The sequence below is a fragment of the Stenotrophomonas sp. C9D9 genome, assembly GCF_056491205.1.
Window position 1 is genome coordinate 1,298,877 of sequence record NZ_JBSZIF010000004.1, and the last position, 18,222, is coordinate 1,317,098.

General features: G+C 68.3%; 17 protein-coding genes. 4 read left to right on the plus strand and 13 right to left on the minus strand.

The window, feature by feature from the left end:
* Positions 1–190: 190 nt before the first annotated feature.
* The 3 genes from ACXI0D_RS11425 to glnA all read right to left on the minus strand — a co-directional run bounded on the left by ACXI0D_RS11425 (position 191) and on the right by glnA (position 3,714).
* Positions 191–1,621, minus strand: coding sequence for an ammonium transporter (locus tag ACXI0D_RS11425; RefSeq protein WP_101764672.1), 1,431 nt, complete (start codon positions 1,619–1,621; stop codon positions 191–193).
* A gap of 21 nt (positions 1,622–1,642) precedes the next feature.
* Entirely contained in the window at positions 1,643–1,981 is a 339-nt protein-coding gene (locus ACXI0D_RS11430; RefSeq protein ID WP_004134334.1) for a P-II family nitrogen regulator, read from the minus strand.
* Between the two features lie 323 nt (positions 1,982–2,304).
* Positions 2,305–3,714 (minus strand): type I glutamate--ammonia ligase, encoded by a 1,410-nt coding sequence (gene glnA, locus ACXI0D_RS11435; RefSeq protein ID WP_004153533.1) that lies wholly within the window; start codon positions 3,712–3,714, stop codon positions 2,305–2,307.
* A 223-nt stretch (positions 3,715–3,937) separates the two neighbouring features.
* Here glnA and ACXI0D_RS11440 point away from each other — a divergent pair, with 223 nt between their 5' ends.
* From ACXI0D_RS11440 to ACXI0D_RS11450, 3 genes are all read left to right on the plus strand, one after another.
* A complete protein-coding gene (locus tag ACXI0D_RS11440) occupies positions 3,938–4,732 on the plus strand; it encodes an undecaprenyl-diphosphate phosphatase (RefSeq protein ID WP_049444436.1) in 795 nt (264 codons plus the stop codon).
* Between the two features lie 73 nt (positions 4,733–4,805).
* Positions 4,806–5,633: a DUF4377 domain-containing protein gene (locus tag ACXI0D_RS11445; protein ID WP_432593279.1), complete on the plus strand. Its 828-nt coding sequence runs from the start codon at positions 4,806–4,808 to the stop codon at positions 5,631–5,633.
* 124 nt (positions 5,634–5,757) lie between these two features.
* The gene (locus ACXI0D_RS11450; protein WP_479642588.1) at positions 5,758–6,234 is read left to right on the plus strand and encodes an META domain-containing protein; all 477 of its coding nucleotides are present in this window, start codon (positions 5,758–5,760) and stop codon (positions 6,232–6,234) included.
* Positions 6,235–6,360: 126 nt separating this feature from the next.
* Here ACXI0D_RS11450 and ACXI0D_RS11455 read toward each other — a convergent pair whose 3' ends face one another.
* From ACXI0D_RS11455 to ACXI0D_RS11495, 9 genes are all read right to left on the minus strand, one after another.
* The gene (locus ACXI0D_RS11455; RefSeq protein ID WP_101764671.1) at positions 6,361–6,972 is read right to left on the minus strand and encodes a YbhB/YbcL family Raf kinase inhibitor-like protein; all 612 of its coding nucleotides are present in this window, start codon (positions 6,970–6,972) and stop codon (positions 6,361–6,363) included.
* 10 nt (positions 6,973–6,982) lie between these two features.
* Positions 6,983–9,052 carry a tetratricopeptide repeat protein gene (locus ACXI0D_RS11460; RefSeq protein ID WP_049444430.1) on the minus strand — a complete coding sequence of 690 codons (2,070 nt, stop codon included), beginning with the start codon at positions 9,050–9,052 and terminating at the stop codon, positions 6,983–6,985.
* A gap of 56 nt (positions 9,053–9,108) precedes the next feature.
* Entirely contained in the window at positions 9,109–10,098 is a 990-nt protein-coding gene (locus ACXI0D_RS11465; protein WP_042359058.1) for a YheT family hydrolase, read from the minus strand.
* Positions 10,099–10,150: 52 nt separating this feature from the next.
* Entirely contained in the window at positions 10,151–10,942 is a 792-nt protein-coding gene (locus ACXI0D_RS11470) for a lysophospholipid acyltransferase family protein (RefSeq protein ID WP_101764669.1), read from the minus strand.
* Positions 10,943–11,060: 118 nt separating this feature from the next.
* On the minus strand, positions 11,061–11,495 hold the full coding sequence (locus ACXI0D_RS11475) for a hotdog fold thioesterase (RefSeq protein ID WP_075675718.1): 435 nt from the start codon (positions 11,493–11,495) through the stop codon (positions 11,061–11,063).
* A gap of 10 nt (positions 11,496–11,505) precedes the next feature.
* On the minus strand, positions 11,506–13,563 hold the full coding sequence (locus ACXI0D_RS11480; protein WP_049444424.1) for a phospholipase D family protein: 2,058 nt from the start codon (positions 13,561–13,563) through the stop codon (positions 11,506–11,508).
* A complete protein-coding gene (locus ACXI0D_RS11485) occupies positions 13,560–14,177 on the minus strand; it encodes a YceI family protein (RefSeq protein ID WP_049444423.1) in 618 nt (205 codons plus the stop codon). The genes ACXI0D_RS11480 and ACXI0D_RS11485 overlap by 4 nt, the downstream gene beginning before the upstream one ends.
* A gap of 4 nt (positions 14,178–14,181) precedes the next feature.
* Positions 14,182–14,658 carry a SixA phosphatase family protein gene (locus ACXI0D_RS11490; protein ID WP_101764668.1) on the minus strand — a complete coding sequence of 159 codons (477 nt, stop codon included), beginning with the start codon at positions 14,656–14,658 and terminating at the stop codon, positions 14,182–14,184.
* Positions 14,659–14,696: 38 nt separating this feature from the next.
* On the minus strand, positions 14,697–15,326 hold the full coding sequence (locus ACXI0D_RS11495; protein WP_010487235.1) for a ParA family protein: 630 nt from the start codon (positions 15,324–15,326) through the stop codon (positions 14,697–14,699).
* A 123-nt stretch (positions 15,327–15,449) separates the two neighbouring features.
* Here ACXI0D_RS11495 and ACXI0D_RS11500 point away from each other — a divergent pair, with 123 nt between their 5' ends.
* A complete protein-coding gene (locus ACXI0D_RS11500) occupies positions 15,450–16,934 on the plus strand; it encodes an AAA family ATPase (protein WP_005420987.1) in 1,485 nt (494 codons plus the stop codon).
* 615 nt (positions 16,935–17,549) lie between these two features.
* Here the strand turns inward: ACXI0D_RS11500 and ACXI0D_RS11505 are convergent.
* Positions 17,550–18,185, minus strand: a complete 636-nt coding sequence (locus ACXI0D_RS11505; protein ID WP_049444419.1) for a tetratricopeptide repeat protein — start codon at positions 18,183–18,185, stop codon at positions 17,550–17,552.
* Positions 18,186–18,222 lie beyond the last annotated feature (37 nt).

Genomic DNA, 18,222 nt, shown 5'->3' on the forward strand with positions numbered 1-18,222 from the left:
GGAGCGGGGCTTTCCCGGCAAAGTGTGATGTCCGACGGAGCGTCTTTCGCGAGCCGGCGATGCTTGGAATCTGTGCCGGATCTGCCCGCGTACCAGCAGACACCGGCCGCACTAAGGCTGCCGGTGATGGACGCCCGCCACTGACTGCGGCGCAGTAGTGACGGGGCGTCCACCGAAACCGTGAAACCGATCAGGCCTCGTAGGCGGACTCGCCATGCGAAGTCACATCCAGACCCGTGCGTTCGGCTTCCTCGGTGACGCGCAGGCCGACCACGCTGCGCACCACCAGCAGGATCAGCGTGGTCACCACCGCCGACCAGACCACGGTCAGGCCGACGCTGACCACCTGCACCCAGACCTGATGGGCGATATCCAGATCGGGCTTGGTACCGCCCAGCGACTGTGCGCTGAACACACCGGTAAGAATCGCGCCGACGATGCCGCCGACACCATGCACACCGAATACGTCGGCGGTGTCGTCCACCTTCAGCAGGCGCTTCAAACCGGTCACGCCCCACACGCAGACCACGCCGGCGACGAAGCCGATGATGATCGCGCCGAGCGGGCCGACGGTGCCGCAGGCCGGGGTGATGCCGACCAGGCCGGCCACCGCGCCCGAAGCGGCACCCAGTGCCGACGGCTTGCCCTTGCTGATTGCTTCCACCAGGGTCCAACCGAGCACGGCGGCGGCGGTGGCCAGCACGGTGTTGAGGAAGGCCAGTGACGCCACGGTATCGGCAGCGGCGGCGGAGCCCGCGTTGAAGCCGAACCAGCCCACCCACAGCAGCATCGCGCCGATATAGGTGAACGGCACGTTGTGCGGCTTCAGCGCGGTCTGGCCATAGCCCAGGCGCTTGCCGACGAACCATGCGGCCACCAGGCCAGCCACACCTGCGTTGATGTGGACCACGGTGCCACCGGCGAAATCGATCGCGCCCATCTCACCCAGATAGCCGCCGCCCCAGACGATGTGCGCCATCGGGATGTAGCTGAGGGTGAACCACAGCGCCGAGAACAGCAGCACCGCACGGAACTTGATGCGCTCGGCGAAAGCACCGACGATCAGCGCGGTGGTGATGCCGGCGAAGGTCGACTGGAAGGCGACGAACAGGTAATCCGGCAGGCCCTTGATCGGCGTGTTGCCAACCGAGTCGGGCGTGAAGCCCTTGAGGAAGGCGAATTCGGTGAACGAGCCGAAGAACGGGTTGCCCACGCTGAACACCGCGCTGTAGCCATAGGACACCCACAGCAGCAGGACCAGCGAGAACACCACCAGGATCTGGCTGAGCACCGACAGCACGTTCTTCGAACGCACAAGGCCGCCGTAGAACAACGCCAGCCCCGGCACCACCATCAACAGCACCAGCAGGGTGGAGGTGAGCATCCACGCGACGTCGCCGCGGTCATAGGCGGCCGCCGCTTCGGCCACGGCCGGTGCAGCCGCTGCGGCAACCGGATCCTGCAGCGGTTCAACTGCCACGCTCTCGCTCGGCAACGGCGACACCTGCACCTGGGCATGGGCACTGCCCGGCCAGGCACCGGCCGCCAGCGCGCTGAGCAGCATCAACAGGCACACCAGATGGAACCGGGCTTGCCACCCGGTGAGAAGGCGCATCTTCATGGGGGAGTCTCCGGAAGGGGGTTACAGCGCGTCGGCACCGATTTCGCCGGTGCGGATGCGGATGACCTGTTCGACGGCAGTGACGAAGATCTTGCCGTCACCGATCTTGCCGGTGCCTGCCGACGACTGGATCGCTTCGATCACCGCGTCGGCACGCTCGTCGGTGACCACGGTTTCGATCTTGATCTTGGGCAGGAAATCGACGACGTACTCGGCGCCGCGATACAGCTCGGTGTGGCCCTTCTGACGACCGAAGCCTTTCACTTCGGTCACGGTGATGCCCGACACGCCCGCGTCGGACAGGGCCTCGCGGACCTCGTCGAGCTTGAACGGCCGGATGATGGCGGAGATCAGTTTCATGCGCATGTCCCGAGGGTGGATGGGGCCAGCGCGCCAGCGCGCGTTGGCATCAGGCAACCAGCGGCCATCAGGGTGATGGCCGTGGCTGTTGCACCGGACACGTACAGGGCCGGGACGGCCGTGCCTCTCTCCTTGCACGACCGACGCGGGAGGGAGGGCAGCCCTGGTCGCGTATCCGGTCTCTCTCTTGCCCCTGGATCAGGGGTCAGAGCCCATTCGTAAACGAACGGGATCCGACCCCGATCTGACCGCGGCTCCCCAGCCGCGAAAACGGGTGCGATGGCGGCGGGTGGGAGGGGGATGCCCACCGCCATCGCGCCCGGTCAGCTGGCGTAGTACAGCTGGTATTCCAGCGGGTGGGTGGCCGCGCGGAACTTGGTCACTTCCTGCATCTTCAGCGCGATGTAGCCGTCGATGAAGTCATCGCTCATCACGCCGCCGGCCTTCAGGAACTCGCGGTCCTTGTCCAGCGCTTCCAGCGCCTGGTCCAGCGAAGAGCAGACCTGCGGGATCAGCTTCTCTTCTTCCGGCGGCAGGTCGTACAGGTCCTTGTCGCTCGGTGCGCCCGGGTCGATCTGGTTCTTGATGCCGTCCAGGCCGGCCATCATCAGCGCGGTGAAGGTGAGGTAGCCGGACTGGATCGGGTCCGGGAAGCGCATTTCGATGCGGCGCGCCTTCGGGTTGGAGACCCACGGAATGCGGCACGACGCCGAACGGTTGCGGGCCGAGTAGGCCAGCATCACCGGTGCTTCGTAGCCCGGCACCAGGCGCTTGTAGCTGTTGGTGCCCGAGTTGGCGAAGGCGTTGATGGCCTTGGCATGCTTGAAGATGCCGCCGATGTACCACAGCGCCAGCTGGCTCAGGCCACCGTAGCCGTCACCGGAGAACAGGTTGGTGCCGCCCTTGGACAGCGACTGGTGCACGTGCATGCCGCTGCCGTTGTCGCCGACGATCGGCTTGGGCATGAAGGTGACGGTCTTGCCGTTGCGGTGCGCGACGTTCTTGATCACGTACTTCATGCGCAGCAGTTCGTCGGCCTTCTGCACCAGGGTGCTGAACTTGGTGCCGATCTCGCACTGGCCGGCGGTGGCCACTTCGTGGTGCTGCACTTCCACTTCGATGCCGACCTGTTCCAGGGTCTTGCACATCTCGGCGCGCAGGTCGTGCAGGGTGTCGGTCGGCGGAACGGGGAAGTAGCCGCCCTTCACGCCCGGGCGGTAGCCGCTGTTGGCGCCGTCGTACTTGGCGCCGCTGTTCCACGCCGCTTCTTCCGAGTCGACCTGGAAGAAGGTGTGGCCCATTTCATTGGCGAAGCGGACCGAGTCGAAGATGAAGAATTCCGGCTCCGGGCCGAAGAACGCGGTTTCGGCGATGCCGGAGGACTTCAGGTAGGCCTCGGCGCGCTTGGCGATGCCGCGCGGGCAGCGGCCATACGGCTGCATGGTGGCCGGGTCGAGGATGTCACAGCTGATCACGATGGTCGGATCGGCGTAGAACGGGTCGACGTAGGCACTGGCGGTATCCGGCAGCAGCACCATGTCCGATTCGGCGATGCCCTTCCAGCCGGCGATCGAGCTGCCATCGAACATCTTGCCTTCTTCGAACAGCGACGGCTCAACGATGCTGACCGGGAAGGTCACGTGCTGCTCGACGCCACGCATGTCGACGAAGCGCAGGTCGACGAACTCGATCTGGTTGTCCTTGATCAGCTTTTCTACGTTTTCCACGGACATCGGTACGACCTCGGATGGGGATGAATGCCTGCTGAGGTACAGCAACGACCGTGCCAACTTTTCGCTGGCCGCAAGTCATTGATTTCAAAAAGGGCGCCCCGTGGCGGTGCGGAACCGTGCGCACCAAACGGGTGCGCCCGTCACCAGACGCACCCGTTTGGTGCAGCAGGGATCGTCTATCCTCTCGACCTTCTTCCTTCCGCCGCGCGTGCACGCACCGTCCATGTCCGACCTGCTCTCCGCCCTGCTGCTGGGCATCCTCGAAGGCCTCACCGAATTCCTGCCGATCTCCAGCACCGGCCACCTGCTCATCGCCCAGCACTGGCTGGGGGCCCGCTCGGACTTCTTCAACATCGTCATCCAGGCCGGCGCGATCGTGGCCGTGGTGCTGGTGTTCCGCCAGCGCCTGCTGCAGCTGGCCACCGGCTTCAACCAGCGCGAGAACCGCGAGTACGTGTTCAAGCTGGGCGCCGCCTTCCTGGTCACTGCGGTGGTGGGCCTGGTGGTGCGCAAGGCCGGCTGGTCGCTGCCGGAGACGGTCAGCCCGGTGGCCTGGGCGCTGATCATCGGTGGCGTCTGGATGCTGCTGGTGGAGGCCTACACCGCGCGCCTGCCCGACCGCGACCAGGTGACCTGGACGGTGGCGATCGGCGTGGGCCTGGCGCAGGTGGTGGCCGGCGTATTCCCCGGCACTTCGCGCTCGGCCTCGGCGATCTTCCTGGCCATGCTGCTGGGCCTGAGCCGCCGCGCCGCCGCCGCCGAGTTCGTGTTCCTGGTCGGCATTCCCACCATGTTCGCCGCCAGCGCCTACACCTTCCTGGAAATGGCCAAGGCCGGGCAGCTGGGCAGCGAGAACTGGACCGACGTGGGCGTGGCCTTCGTTGCCGCGGCCATCACCGGCTTCGTCGTAGTGAAGTGGCTGATGGGCTACATCAAGTCGCACAGGTTCACCGCCTTCGCGATCTACCGCATCGCGCTGGGCGCGGCGCTGCTGCTGTGGTTGCCCTCCGGCAGCTGAACAGCGCCGGGGCACGGTAACCCCGTTGCCGGCCCCACCCCGTTTCCCCCACGGTTCCCCAAGGAGAATCACCATGAACCGCAAGCTCACCCTGCTCCTCCCGCTGGCCCTGATGGCCGCCTGCAGCCAGACCCCGGCCCCGGCCGGCAACGGCGGCGACGACGTGGCCCCGGCCGCGGCCAAGGCAGCAGACCAGCAGACGCTGGCGCACCTGGATGCGCAGCGCCTGCAGAGCCAGCACTGGCTGCTGCAGCAGGCCACCGGCGCCGACGGCAAGCGCATCGACGCGCTGTTCGCCCGCGAAGACAAGCCGGTCACCCTGGACTTCGCTGATGGCCGCCTGTCGGTCAGCAACGCCTGCAACCACATGGGCGGCGGCTACACCCTGGCCGACGGCAAGCTGACGGTCAGTGCGATGGCCTCGACCCTGATGGCCTGCACCGACAAGGCGCTGATGGCGCTGGACGAGGCCGTGTCGAGCCGCCTGCAGGGCGAGCTGAAGGCCGAGCAGGATGCCGATGGCAAGCTGACCCTGACCAACGCCAAGGGCGACGTGCTGGTGTTCAACCCGGAACCGACCGCTGAAACCCGCTACGGCGGCGCCGGCGAAACCGTGTTCCTGGAAGTGGCCGCCAAGACCGAGAAGTGCTCGCATCCGCTGATCCCGGACTACCAGTGCCTGCAGGTGCGCGAAGTGAAGTTCGACGACAAGGGCCTGAAGCAGGGTGAGCCGGGCAAGTTCGAGAACTTCTACGGCAACATCGAGGGCTACACCCACGAAGACGGCGTGCGCAACGTGGTGCGCGTGAAGCGCTACGAAGTGAAGAACCCGCCGGCCGATGCGCCGTCGCAGGCGTACGTGCTGGACATGGTGGTCGAGTCGGCCATCGAGAAGAAGTAAAACCACAGAAGGGCGGCCGCGAGGTCGCCCTTCTTCGTGGTGGGTAGAGCCGGCCGCTGGCCGGCTGCCCTGCGGAGCACCGCCAACACACGGATGTTGCCGGCCAGCGGCCGGCACTACCCACATGCATCGGGAGATCGGCATGAAGCATGTCCCCGCCCTCATCGTTGCTGCGCTGCTGGCCATGTCTGCGGATGTGGCCGCTGCCAGCACACCCAGCACCGATCAGCTCGAGGCACACCGGTGGCAACTGGAGCGCGCCACCGACGCGCAGGGCCGGCGCATCGATGCGTTGTTCGTGCGCGGTCGACCGCCCTACACGCTGCGCTTCCAGCCCGGTTACATGAGCCAGTTGAACCTGTGCAACCAGGCCAGCAGCACCTATCGCCTGCAAGGTGACCGGCTGGTTCTTGAGGGCGGCATCATCACCACGGCCGCCTGCATCCGGGCCGAGGTGGCCGAACAGGAACGTGTCGCCGGGACGGTGGTGAATGCGCGCGCAGAGATGACACTTGCGCTGGATGGGCGTGGCCGCCTGCTGCTGCGCAACGCACATGGCGATGTGCTGGAGCTCGCGCCGGTATCCGGTACGGACGAATGAAAAGGGCGGCCGAAAGGCCGCCCTTCTTCATGGTGGGTAGAGCCGGCCGCTGGCCGGCTGCCACGTCTGGCTCAGGCAGCACACGGACGTTGCCGGCCAGCGGCCGGCACGACCCGTTATGCCGCCTCAGCCCAGCGCGGGGTTCAACGTGTAGGTGCCATGCAGCGTCGCTTCGGCCAGCACGTGGCCGTGCATGGCGCGGTAGGCGTCGGCGGCGGTGAAGCGTGCCGGCAGCTGCAGCGAGGCCACGTCCAGCGCGAACACACGGAAGAAGTAGCGGTGCACGCGCTCGTCGTTGAACGGCGGGTACGGGCCGTCGTAGCCCAGGTAGTCGCCGGCCATGTCCGGGTTGCCGGCAAACCAGCCGGTGAAGTCGTTCAGGCCCTGGCGGCTGCCTGCCGGGCCGGCCGGTGCGGACTTGCCCTTCACCACGAAGCCGTCGCTGCAGCTGCCTGCGGCGATCTCGTGCACCGAGGCCGGGATATCGGCCATTACCCAATGCACGAAATCACAGCGTGGCTGATCGCGCGGCACGCTCATGTCGGTGCGGCCAACCGTTTCCGGCACGGTCGGCACGTCCGGATCGACGCACACCAGCAGGAACGAACGGGTGCCCTCCGGCACATCGCTCCAGGCCAGGTGCGGATTGCGGTCGGGTGCGAAGCCCGCGGCATCGCCGGCGGCGAATTCGCGGTCGATCGGTGCACCGTTGGTCAGGCTGTGGCTGCTCAGTTGCATCGGCGTGTCCTCACTCTTCCGGGTAACCCAGGCGCACCGCGATCGGGGTGAGCTTGGCGAAGGCGGCGCTCATCACGTCGCGGTAGTTGCGCCAGTGGCCCGGCGGGAAGCGCGGCGCGCCCAGCTGCGCGGCCGGCGGCATCGGCCGCTCGAACAGGCGGCCCAGCAGATCGGCCATTGCCTGCGGATCGTTGCCGATCTGGTCGATGCGCAGCAGCACCTGCGGGTACAGGTCGTCCTCGTGCAGCGCGGCGACCTGGGCCAGCGCGCGCGCCAGCCATTCGCTGGCTTCGGCCAGCGAGGTCATCGCCAGCGGTGCAGCCGCACCGTAGGCCACCCAGTCCAGCAGCATGTCGCGCGGATCACGCAGCACCACCAGCAGGCGGCCCTGCGGCAGCTGCGGGCGCAGCGCCCACAGCAGCGCGTTGTCCCACCACAGCAGCCAGTCGATGACCGCGTCGTCCTGCACGCCGCGCGACGGCAGCTGTTCGCGCCAACGCTGCACCAGCCGCTCCGGGGTCAGCACGCCGGAGGCTAGGTCCTGCAGCGTGTGGTAGTTCTGGAAGGCGTCGTCAGGCGCGTTGGAGGTATAGCGGTCGCTGCGCAGCACCGGGCTGGCGGCGGCCAGGCCGGTCGCCACGCGCTCCACGCCCGAACCCGGCGCGCCCCACAGGAAGATCGGCGCGGAGGTGGCATCACCGTCGATCTCGCCCTTGTCCGGCCAGCTCGGCGGCGCCTTGGCCTGCGGCGGCAGCGGCAGGCGCTGCGAGGCCTGGTCGGCCTGCAGTGCCAGCCAGGTCTGCAGCGCATCTTCGTGCTGGCCGGCGCGATCCTGGATCTCACCCAGCCAGGTGCGCAGGTCGGCGCGGTGGCCTTCCGGTGCCATGTCGATCAGCGCCTGCACGCGGGCGACCGCGGCGGCCGGATCGCGTTGCAGCAGGCCTTCGACCAAACGGGTTTCGCCGCTGACACGACCCGGTTCGAGGCTGACGATGCGCTCGGCGATCGCTTCGGCCTGGGCGTGTTCGCCCACCATGTCGTGCAGGCGCAGGCGCGCTTCCAGCGCCGGCAGGTGGCCCGGCATCGCGTCCATCCAGCGCTCGACCGTGGCGGCGGCGGTGGCACTGCCAACCTCTTCCACCGCCAGGCGTGCCAGCCACAGGTCGTGCAGCTGCGGGTGCTGCTCCAGGGCGGCATCCAGGCGGGCGCGGGCCTCGTCTTCGCGGCCCAGGCGCTGCCAGGACATCAGCAGCAGCTGCAGCACGTCGCGGTCGTCAGGCAGCGACTCCAGCAGCGGCAGCAGGTGCTCCAGCGCCTGCAGCGGCTGGCCGCCGCGCAGTGCCAGTTCGCCGGCCAGGCGGCGCATCGATGGCGTATCCAGGCCCTGCTGCTGCAGCGCGATCTGCATCGCTTCGGCGGCAGCGTCCAGGTTGCCCTGGCGCATGGCCAGCTGCACCACCAGGCCATGCAACGAGGCAATGGTGGGGTTCAGTTCCAGCACGCGGCGGAACGCCTGCTCGGCGAAGGCCAGCATGTTCTTGCCCAGGTAGGCAAAGCCCAGTGCGTAGAGCACGCGAATGTCGTTGGGCTGGGCCTGGTTGGCGGCCGACAGCAGCGTCAGCGCGCGATCGGCATCATCGCGGCGCAGCGCGATCATGCCGTCGATGGTCAGCAGTTCCGGGTGGTCCGGTTCGACACGCGAGGCCAGGGTGGACAAGCGCTGCGCTTCATCGAAATCGTTGCGGCCGATCGCCAGGTGGGCCTGCATCAGGTAGGCGGCGAATGCGTTCGGGTCCAGCCCGGTGGTGCGCGTCAGTGCCTCGCCCGCGCCGTCGAACTGGCGCAGGGCCAGCAGCAGGCCGGCGTGCTGCAGGTGCAGCTGGGCATTGTCCGGGGCCAGCTGCAGCGCCTGCTGCAGGGCCTGCATCGCGTCCTCGGCCTTGCCCTGCTGCTGCAGCGCAAGCGCCAGCCAGCGGTGGGCCTCGGCCTGGCCGGGTTCATCACGGGTCCACGCCTGGGCCAGCTGCACGGCCTGGTCGGCCTCGTTCTGGCGCAACGCTTGGATGATCTGGTCTTGCATGGCGGTCCGGTTCAAGGGCAAACCCGCATTGTAGCGGCCTGCGCGCCCGTGCCGGTTCAGCCTTGCAGCACGCGCTGCAGGCGCTGCGCCACCCAGCGCTCGGAGAAGCCGTCACCGCGCCAGTTTTCCAGGAAGCCGCAGTGGCCTCCCCAGCAGGCGGTTTCCAGGTGCGCCTGGCGCGGCAGCTGCCAGTCGCTGAAGGTCGCGTACGGGATCACCGGGTCGTCCTGCGCCATCAGGATGTCGGCCGGCACCTGCAGGGTGGACAGGCGATCGCCGGCAATCGAGTAGCCATCGAAATAGGCCTGCAACGAGCCGAAACTGGTGTGGCGTTCGACCAGCCAGGCGGTCAGCGCGCGGATGTCCAGCTTCAGCACGCGGTCGTCGCAGTCGCTCAGCTCGGGGAACAGGTCGCGCTTGCGCCGCAGCGAACCGGCCCACTTGCGGCGGAAGTACCAGTCGTACATCGCCGGGCCGTTCTCGATGCTTTCCATGGTCAGCGCCGGGTCCAGCACCGGGCATACCGAGGCCACGCGCAGCAGCGGCACGCCGGCCGCTGGCGCGCGCAGGGCCAGGCGCAGCACGAAGTTGCCGCCCAGCGAATAACCGGCCGCCACCAGCGGCAACTGCGGCCAGCGCTGGGCGATATCGCCCGCGGCATGCACGACTTCGTCGATCAGGTTGGAGTGGAAGATGCCGGGGTTGAGATGATGGGTATTGCCGTGGTCGCGGAAATTCAGCCGCACCACGTCGAAGCCCTGTTCGAGCATGCGCGCGGCCGCCATGCGCATGTAGCTGGATTCGGCGCTGCCTTCCCAGCCGTGCAGCAGCAGGGCCATGCCCTTGGGTTCGCGGCCTTCGACGTGGCTGTGCCAGCCCTGCAGGCGCACGCCATCGCCGCCGTCGAGGATCAGTTCTTCGCTGATCGCGCCGGTCGCGGCCAGCAGCAGTAGGCCGCGCTGCAGGCGCATGCGGCTGGAGCTGAGCATCGACTGCAGGTGCGGATTGCGCAGCCAGCGCGGAGGCTGGTAGTCAGCCGCGTGCAGCGTCGGCGTGCCGGCGTCCAGGACGGGTGGCGGGATCAGGGCCACCGCACCCTCACCCGGTGCTCATGGCCGCCACGATGCGCGCGCGCGAAGTCTCCGCGATGCGCCGACGGCCTTCCAGGTCCTGCGCACCGATCGGTGCCAGGAAATGCACTTCTGCACGCCGCGCCGGCTCACCGAGCAGGCGCAGGAAATTGGCGAAGAAACTCTCGCCGGGACCGAATGCGACAATGGTCTGCGCATCGCCCCTGACGCCGTACACCAGGGCCACCGGCTGCACCGGCACGCCGGTTTCAACCGCCGCCTGGAAGATGCGGGCATGGAACGGGCCGACTTCATGGCCGCCGCGGGTACGCCCTTCCGGGAACACGCCCACCGCCTTGCCTTCGCGCAGGCGATCGGCCATCACCTGCATCACGCCACCGAGTGATTCGGTGTTGCCGCGCTGGTGGAAGATGGTCTGGCCACGCGCGGCCAGCCACCCGACCAGCGGCCAGCTGGCGATCTCGCGCTTGGCGACGAAGCCCATCATGCGCTGGCTGTGCAGGATGCAGATGTCGACCCAGCTGACGTGGTTGGCGACGAACAGCACGGCACCGGGCAGCGGCCTGCCGATCTGCACCAGGCGGAAGCCGAAGATCCACATCAGCCCGCCCTGCCACCAGTTCACCACCTTGGCACCGAAGGTCGCTTCGCCCACGCGCAGTTCGCCCCACGGCCGAAGCATGCCGATCAGGATGAGCGGCAGGAACACGAGGATGTGGACCAACAGCAGCGGTACGCGGTACAGGTAACGGCACACACGCGCCACGCCGCCACGGGGGGCCGGAGTGGGGGAAGTCATCCGCGCACGATACCGGAGGGCCGTCATCGCTGCCAGCCGATTTAGGCCATAACCTCCATCGACCGGGGCAATCGGCAGGGAACGCTGGGTTCCGCTGCCGTCACCGGCCGTCCGAGGCTCAGCCGTGGCCGGCCGCCACCACCGCCAGGGTCAGCCGCGAGATGCATACCAGCCGGCCCTGCTCGTCCTCGATGCGGATCTCCCACAGCTGGGTGCTGCGGCCCACGTGCAGCGCGCGGGCAGTGCCGGTCACGGTGCCCGAACGCACCGCACGCACGTGGTTGGCGTTGATTTCCAGGCCCACGCAGATCTGTTTCGCGGTATCCACGCACAGGTTGCCGGCGCTGCTGCCCAGGGTCTCGGCCAGCACCACCGAGGCGCCGCCATGCAGGATGCCGTAGGGCTGGCGGGTGCGCTCGTCCACCGGCATGGTGGCCTGCAGCCAGTCGTCACCGGCCGCGCTGAAGACGATGCCCAGCGACTCGATCGCGGTGTTGCGGCTGAGCGTGTTGAGCTGCTCGAGGGAAACGGCTTCGCGGAACACCTGGGTCATGCGGGCACCTTCAGAGGATGGGAACGAGGCCAGCGCCGAATGCGGTCAGCATGCGTACCAGCAGCCACTTCGGGCCGACATTGACCTCGGGGAAGTCGCCCACGGCGACATAGCAGCGGTGGAAGCCCGGGTCCTGCCGCGGCAGCGGCTGCGGGCAGTCCGGACCGGGCTTGAACTCGTAGTCGGTGGCATAGCGCCACGGCCAGAAGTCGAGGATCGGCAGTGCTTCGGAAGCCTTGCCGACGCTGTAGTTGAGCCCGGACAGCACCGGCGGCTTGGCCCGCGGCGCCACCGTCCACGAGTTCTGCGGGTGGGTGTCGCGCAGGATGCTCTCGGCCAGCTGCTCGGCGAAGGCCGGGTCATCGATGATCACCGCGCCTTCGGTGTTGTAGTTCTCGCTGCGCGGATCGAAGTTGTGGGTACCGACCACGCCGATGCGGCGATCGACCACCAGCGACTTGGCATGCAGGCCCATGCGCGCGCCCTTGCGGGTGACCGGCAACGGCTTGTTGACCGCCTTGCTGCCCAGGAACGAGGGACGGGTCTCGGTGCGCAGCAGGCGGGTCTCGACCTCGCTGCCGGCCGCGCGGCGGCGCTCGCGCGCGTTCTGGTAGGCACTGCCGGTGCGCGGATGGTTCACCGGCCCCTGCTTGCCGGTGGGTGCCGGGGGCTCATCGCGATCGCGGCTGTCGCCGGCGTTGCTGCCGGCGGCGCTGCCGCCGATCAGCGGATTGCGCCCGCCGTCGTCGTCGCCTTCCGCCGCGGCGATCGGGTCGGGCAGCAGGTTGCGGTAATCGACCGGTGCATCCAGCGGGAACGGCTTGTATTCGAAGATGTTGAAGCCCAGTTCGCGCATGTTGCGCCGCTTGTACTTGTACGACAGCGCATACACGATCGGGTTGTCGGTAGCCGCCAGGCTGTTGCTGGACACCACCACGCGCGGCGGCTGCGGGCGCTTGCGCAGCTCGCGGAACAGCTTCTGCGCCGGCTTGGACAGCACCAGGTACGGCGTCTGCAGGATCACTTCCTTCTGCGCGCCGGCGATCAGCGCATCCAGCTGCGGCTCGGTCACGTGCTGGCCGGCCAGCGGCGCATCGGCCTTCTCGCGCCGGTGCTTGCGCGGCAGGTCGGCGACATAGCGCACCGAGGCCACCGGCAACGCGGTATCGACGAAGGAACGGCTGACGAAGTCCATGTCGTTGGCTTCGGCACTGACCCGCTGCACCCGCTCGGGGCGTCGGAAGCTGGCCGGCGGCAGGGTCGGCACGCCCTCGCGCAGCAGGGTGCGGCCGACATCGTTCAGGCGCTCGGCCGGCACGCTGCGCCTGGCGCGCCAGAAGGCATCGAAGTTGGCCGCCATCGCCCGCGCCTCCGGGCCGGCGATCAGCACGTCGCGGTCGCGGAAGTTGTACTCGCGGTCCCAGTCGTAATAGTCGTCCTGGTAGTTGCGGCCGCCGACCACGCCGATCGCATCGTCGATCACCAGCAGCTTGTTGTGCATGCGCTGGTTGAAGCGGCGGAAGCAGCACAGCACGCTGCCGGCATAGTCGAAGTAGTTCAGCCGGGCCTTGCCGAAGGTCGGGTTGTAGACCCGCAGCTGGAAGTTCTGGTGCGCCCCGGACAGCGCGCCGAGGATCTGCAGGTCGGAGATCGCCGAGAGCTGGTCGATCAGCACCCGCACCTTCACCCCACGCCGCGACGCGGCCAGCAGCTCGTCGATGACCAGCCGGGCGCTGTCGTCCTTGTCGAAGATGTAGGTCTGCAGGTCGATGCTGCGGGTGGCGCTGCGCAGCAGGTTCAGGCGCGCCACCAGGGCGCCCTCGCCCTCGTCGAGCAGGGTGGCGTAGTGGCGCGGCTGTTCCGGGGTGGATTCGGTGAACGCCCGCCCGGCCAGCGCACGCAGCGGCGAGTCCTGCGCACAACGGTCGGCACGCTGGCAGTCGACGTCGGTCGAGCGCGCCTGCACGGCGATCGCTTCGGCGCGGTCACGCTCGGCATGCGAGAGCGATGCACAACCGCTGCCCAGCAACACGGTTGCCAGCGCCAGTACACGCAGCAGGAGGTTCACGGTTTCGGCGCCTCGCTCAGGCGCGCACGCAATACGAAGGTCACTCGGTCACTCAAGGCAAGCTGCCAGCTGTCCATTCCATACCGGCCTCGCTGCACGGTACCGCGGCTGACGACGTCGCAATCATAGCCGGGTCGGGCGCACTCCGCTTTCTCGACCTGCAGCGACTCGGGGTGGCTGATGCCGCGCAGGGTCAGCCGGCCGTTGATGTCGCCGCCCTGTTCCACGGTCTCCGGCCAGTATGGCAGCGAGTCGAACTCGACCACCGGATGGCGCCCGGCATCGAAGAACTCCTCGCCACGCATCCAGCCCGTATAGCGTGCCTTGCCGGGGATCTCCACCGAACGGGTGAACATCTTCAGGTGCACCTGGTGGCGGCCATCGGACAGGATCTCGATACGCCCCTCGAAGTGCGGGAACACGCCTTCGATGCGCTGGCCGAAGCGGGTGCGCACCTCGAAGCCGATCCGCGAGCGCTGGGTATCCAGGCGCAATACCCGTGGCGCTTCGGCGGACACGGGCGGCAACGGGGTCGGTGGCGGCGCCGCGGCCCAGGCCGGGCCGAGCGCCAGCAACGCGGGCAGCAGGAAGCGGCTGCGCCGCGCCAGGCTCATCGGATCACGGCCACCAGAACGCGTTCAGGCTGGCCACGCCGGGTTCGATCGAGGCCTCACGCGGGAAGCCAAGCACGGCCACGCCGCCCGGCGGCATGCCGCGATAGTCACTGCTGGTGCCGTCGGTCATCAGGGCCACCAGCTGCTCCAGGCCCGGGTTGTGGCCGACGATCAGCACCCGGTCCATGTCACGACGCTCGTCCACCAGCGCCGCCAGGGTGCCCGGGGTGGCTTCGTAGATACGGTCTTCCAGGCGCTTTTCGACATAGCCGATGGCCGTCATCACCGCTTCCAGAGTCTCGCGGGTACGTCGCGACGGCGAGCACAGCACGCAGTCGGGCAGCAGGTTGTTTTCCTTCAACCACTTGCCGGCGGCTTCGGCCTCGGCGAGCCCTACCGGCGACAGCGGCCGGTCGAGGTCGGCCTGGCCGGAAACGGCGGGTTCGGCATGGGCATGGCGCAGCAGGATCAGTTCACGCATCGCGGGTTTCCATGAAAAGAGGGTGGAGACGTGCAGCGTTACAGCTTCAACCAGGACAGCAGCGGCTCCCAGTCGGCCTGGTGCTCGCGCACCTGGGCCGAGCGGTAGTCGAACAGGCTGCGGCCCAGGCCGGTCATGACCACGTAGCTCTGGCTGTCACGCAGCTGCGCGACCACCGGGTACGGCCACTCGCCCAGCATCTGCAGCGCCTGCTGCGAGGTCTGGGTCCAGGGTTTGGTGCGGTTGAGGACCAGCCCCACCGGCAGCTTGCGGCTGTGCACGCGCGGGTTCTGGGCCAGGCTGTTGAGGAAGCCGACGATGGCTTCGATATCCAGTGCCGAGGGCAGCACCGGCACCACCACGGCGTCGGCCGCGTCCAGGAAATGGGGGATATCGTCGGCCAGCGCACCGGCTGGTGCATCGATGATGACGGTATCGGTACCGTCCGGCAGCTTCTGCGCCCACTGCTTCTTCCGATACACATCGATGGGGAGCACCGCGCTTTCCAGCCCGGCACGCCGTTGTGCCCAGCGGGTGCTGGAGCCCTGCGGGTCGGCATCGGCGATCACCGTGGCCTTGCCCTGCAATGCCGCGTACGCGGCCAGGTGGGTGGCGACGGTGGTCTTGCCCACCCCGCCCTTGGAACCGGCCACCAGGATCGTCTTCATGCCAGCCTCGCTTCCGGGTACGTGCCCCGAGCGTACACCGGCGGTGGTGACGGGAGGTAGCACCGTGCTGAACCAGTGGCCATCGCCTTTGCTATCGTGGCGCCCCCGAAGGATCGAACCGGCATGAGCGAACTGCAGGACCTGAGCGCACTGATCCGCGCCAATACCCCCCTGATCGTGATCGAGACCCAGGATGAGGGCCGCATCGTCGAGCTGTTCCGGCAGACGCTGATGCACGTGTGGCGGGCCCTGCACCGCTGGTCCATCACCGAGGGCCTGCGTCGCATCGACCTGGACCGCGAGGACCCGCCGGTCGGTCCGCCCGATGCCAGCGCCGCCCTGCAGATGATCCGCCAGGCCGACCAGCGGGGCGTCTACCTGCTGCTCGATTTCCACCCCTACCTGGGTTATGCCAGCCACCAGCGCGCGCTGCGCGACCTGATCCAGCGCCGCCACAGCGAGCCGCACGTGCTGGTGCTGATCGGCGCCAAGGTCGAGTTGCCGGCCGAGCTGGAAGCGCTGGCGGTGCGCTTCAACCCGCGCCTGCCCGATGCCAATGCCCTGCTGAAGATGCTACGCGAGGAGGCCGATGCCTATGCGCGCGAGCACGGCGGCCGCCGCGTCGAGGTCGACAGCGAGGCGGTGAAGAAGATCCTGAAGAACCTGCAGGGCCTGAGCCTGGTCGATGCCCGCCGCATCGCCCGCCAGCTGATCTACGCAGACGGCGCGCTGCGCGACGACGACCTGCCGCAGCTGGCACGGCTGAAGTTCGAGCTGCTCAACCGCAGCGGCCACCTGTTCTTCGAGCATGACAGCGCGCGCTTCGGCGACGTGGCCGGCGCCAACCGGCTCAAGCGCTGGATCAGCCAGCGCCGGGTGGCTTTCATCGCCGGCTCGGCACCGGCCGGCCTGGACCCGCCGCGCGGCATGTTGCTGCTGGGCGTGCAGGGCTGCGGCAAATCGATGCTGGCCAAGGCCACCGCCGCCGGCTTCGGCGTACCGCTGCTGCGCCTGGACGTGGGCGCGCTGTACAACAAGTACCACGGCGAGACCGAGGCCAACCTGCGCCAGGCGCTGGCCTCGGCCGAGCAGCTGGCGCCCTGCGTGTTGTGGATGGACGAGATCGAGAAAGGCCTGGCCAGCGGTGGCGAGGACGGTGGCGTATCGCGCCGCGTGCTCGGCTACCTGCTGACCTGGATGGCCGAACGCAAGGCGCCGGTCTTCATCGTCGCCACGGCCAACCAGGTGCACGAGCTGCCCGCCGAACTGCTGCGCAAGGGCCGCTTCGACGAGATCTTCTTCGTCGACCTGCCCACCCCCGAAGTGCGCGTGGAACTGCTGCGGCTGCACCTGGGGCGACGCCAGCTCAATGGCGACGACTTCGCGCTGCCGGCGCTGGCGGCGGCGGCGAATGGTTTTTCCGGCGCCGAGATCGAGCAGGCGATCGTGGCCGGGCTGTATGCGGCGCACGCCGAAGGCCGGCCGCTGGATACCGAGCTGCTGATGAACGAGATCCGTGCGACGCGGCCGCTGTCGGTGCTGATGGCCGAGCAGGTCGAGGCATTGCGGGCGTGGGCGTCGGGGCGGACGGTTTCCGCGGACGACTGAGGTTCCCGCGAACGGCGCAGCCCCTCGTGGCTGGTCGCTCAACGCAAATGCCGGGTAGGCTGCGCAGGGGGCGCTGCAAGTACGTCCCTGTAAGCTCGATCGCCGCATCCATGCGGCTCACGCCCCTGCGCAGCCTACCCGCCCGGCCTCTGACAGTTCCCGGGGCGTCCATCCACGTAGAAGAAAGTAGAAGAGCAAAAGCAAAAGCGCTTGGCTGGCTGCTTTTTGTAGAGCCGAGCCCACGCTCGGCTGCATTTCGATCAGATATCGAATAGTTGATTCCGATGCGGATGCATCCACGCATGGCGTGGATCTACCCACCGTCGCCGAGAACCTGTCGGGGTCGGGGCGGTCTGGGGCTGCAGGACCGTTGGCGCCATGGATGGCGCCATCGAGCCCCCAGGGGTGAGGGCGCTTTGCCTGCGAGGCATGCCTCGCAAGCGCCCGAACGCACAGCCGCCAGCGGCTGGGCCGGACCCCGGAGGGGGGTTTACGGCGTGTCCTGCAGCCCCAGACCGCCCCGACCAAGCCACAGATAGCTCAGAGCCGGCTGTTGCTGTTGCTCCAGCCGTTGCCTCTGCGGGTGCCGGGTGCAACCCGGCCAACCCCCTTCCCTCAGGGCCAGGCCGGCGGGGCGGCCGCCCAGGCCTGCTGCACTTCCGCCAGCGAGGCGCGCTCGTCGTCACGCCACAACGGCAACAACTGCGCATAGCGGCTGCTGTCGCTCCATTGCGTCGGCTCGGTACGCACCGCTGCGGCATACCACTGCACCGCCTCCTGCTTCTGCCCGGCCCGCCACAGCGCCAGCGCATAGGTGGGTGGCAACCAGCCCGGCTTGCTCAGCGAACCACCTGCGGCGGCCTGCCATTGCTCCAGGGCCGCCTCGGCCTGGCCCTGCCGCAGCAGGTCCCAGCCGTAGTTCCAGCGCACGCCACGGCCCAGGCTGCCCTGCACCGGCGCATCCTTCAGTGCTTCGCGATACAGCTGTTCACCCAGTTCGGTGCGGCCCTGCGCAATGGCCACTGACGCCAGCTGCACGGTGGCCTCCACGGTACGCCGGCCGCGCTCGCGCTGCTTGAGCAGCTGCGCCACCAGTTCATCCCCGTCGGACTGGACCACGACCATCGGCACGGCGGCCGCATCGCTGTCGAAGTAGAACTCCTGTGGTGCCGGCACCGCCGGCGCGGCCCACACCGGGGCCGTTCCCGAGACCAGCAACATGCTGCCCAGGATCTTTCCTGCAACTGACATCCCTTCTCCCCAGGCCGCAACCGCAGCCTCCCTCTCT

Coding starts and splice junctions, on each gene's coding strand:
- ACXI0D_RS11500 (WP_005420987.1), top strand. CDS start 15,450: ATGAGCGAACTGCAGGACCTGAGCGCACTGATCCGCGCCAATACCCCC.
- ACXI0D_RS11495 (WP_010487235.1), bottom strand. CDS start 15,326: ATGAAGACGATCCTGGTGGCCGGTTCCAAGGGCGGGGTGGGCAAGACC.
- ACXI0D_RS11450 (WP_479642588.1), top strand. CDS start 5,758: ATGCATCGGGAGATCGGCATGAAGCATGTCCCCGCCCTCATCGTTGCT.
- ACXI0D_RS11490 (WP_101764668.1), bottom strand. CDS start 14,658: ATGCGTGAACTGATCCTGCTGCGCCATGCCCATGCCGAACCCGCCGTT.
- ACXI0D_RS11460 (WP_049444430.1), bottom strand. CDS start 9,052: ATGCAAGACCAGATCATCCAAGCGTTGCGCCAGAACGAGGCCGACCAG.
- ACXI0D_RS11475 (WP_075675718.1), bottom strand. CDS start 11,495: ATGACCCAGGTGTTCCGCGAAGCCGTTTCCCTCGAGCAGCTCAACACG.
- ACXI0D_RS11470 (WP_101764669.1), bottom strand. CDS start 10,942: ATGACTTCCCCCACTCCGGCCCCCCGTGGCGGCGTGGCGCGTGTGTGC.
- ACXI0D_RS11430 (WP_004134334.1), bottom strand. CDS start 1,981: ATGAAACTGATCTCCGCCATCATCCGGCCGTTCAAGCTCGACGAGGTC.
- ACXI0D_RS11445 (WP_432593279.1), top strand. CDS start 4,806: ATGAACCGCAAGCTCACCCTGCTCCTCCCGCTGGCCCTGATGGCCGCC.
- ACXI0D_RS11455 (WP_101764671.1), bottom strand. CDS start 6,972: ATGCAACTGAGCAGCCACAGCCTGACCAACGGTGCACCGATCGACCGC.
- ACXI0D_RS11505 (WP_049444419.1), bottom strand. CDS start 18,185: ATGTCAGTTGCAGGAAAGATCCTGGGCAGCATGTTGCTGGTCTCGGGA.
- ACXI0D_RS11440 (WP_049444436.1), top strand. CDS start 3,938: ATGTCCGACCTGCTCTCCGCCCTGCTGCTGGGCATCCTCGAAGGCCTC.
- glnA (WP_004153533.1), bottom strand. CDS start 3,714: ATGTCCGTGGAAAACGTAGAAAAGCTGATCAAGGACAACCAGATCGAG.
- ACXI0D_RS11425 (WP_101764672.1), bottom strand. CDS start 1,621: ATGAAGATGCGCCTTCTCACCGGGTGGCAAGCCCGGTTCCATCTGGTG.
- ACXI0D_RS11485 (WP_049444423.1), bottom strand. CDS start 14,177: ATGAGCCTGGCGCGGCGCAGCCGCTTCCTGCTGCCCGCGTTGCTGGCG.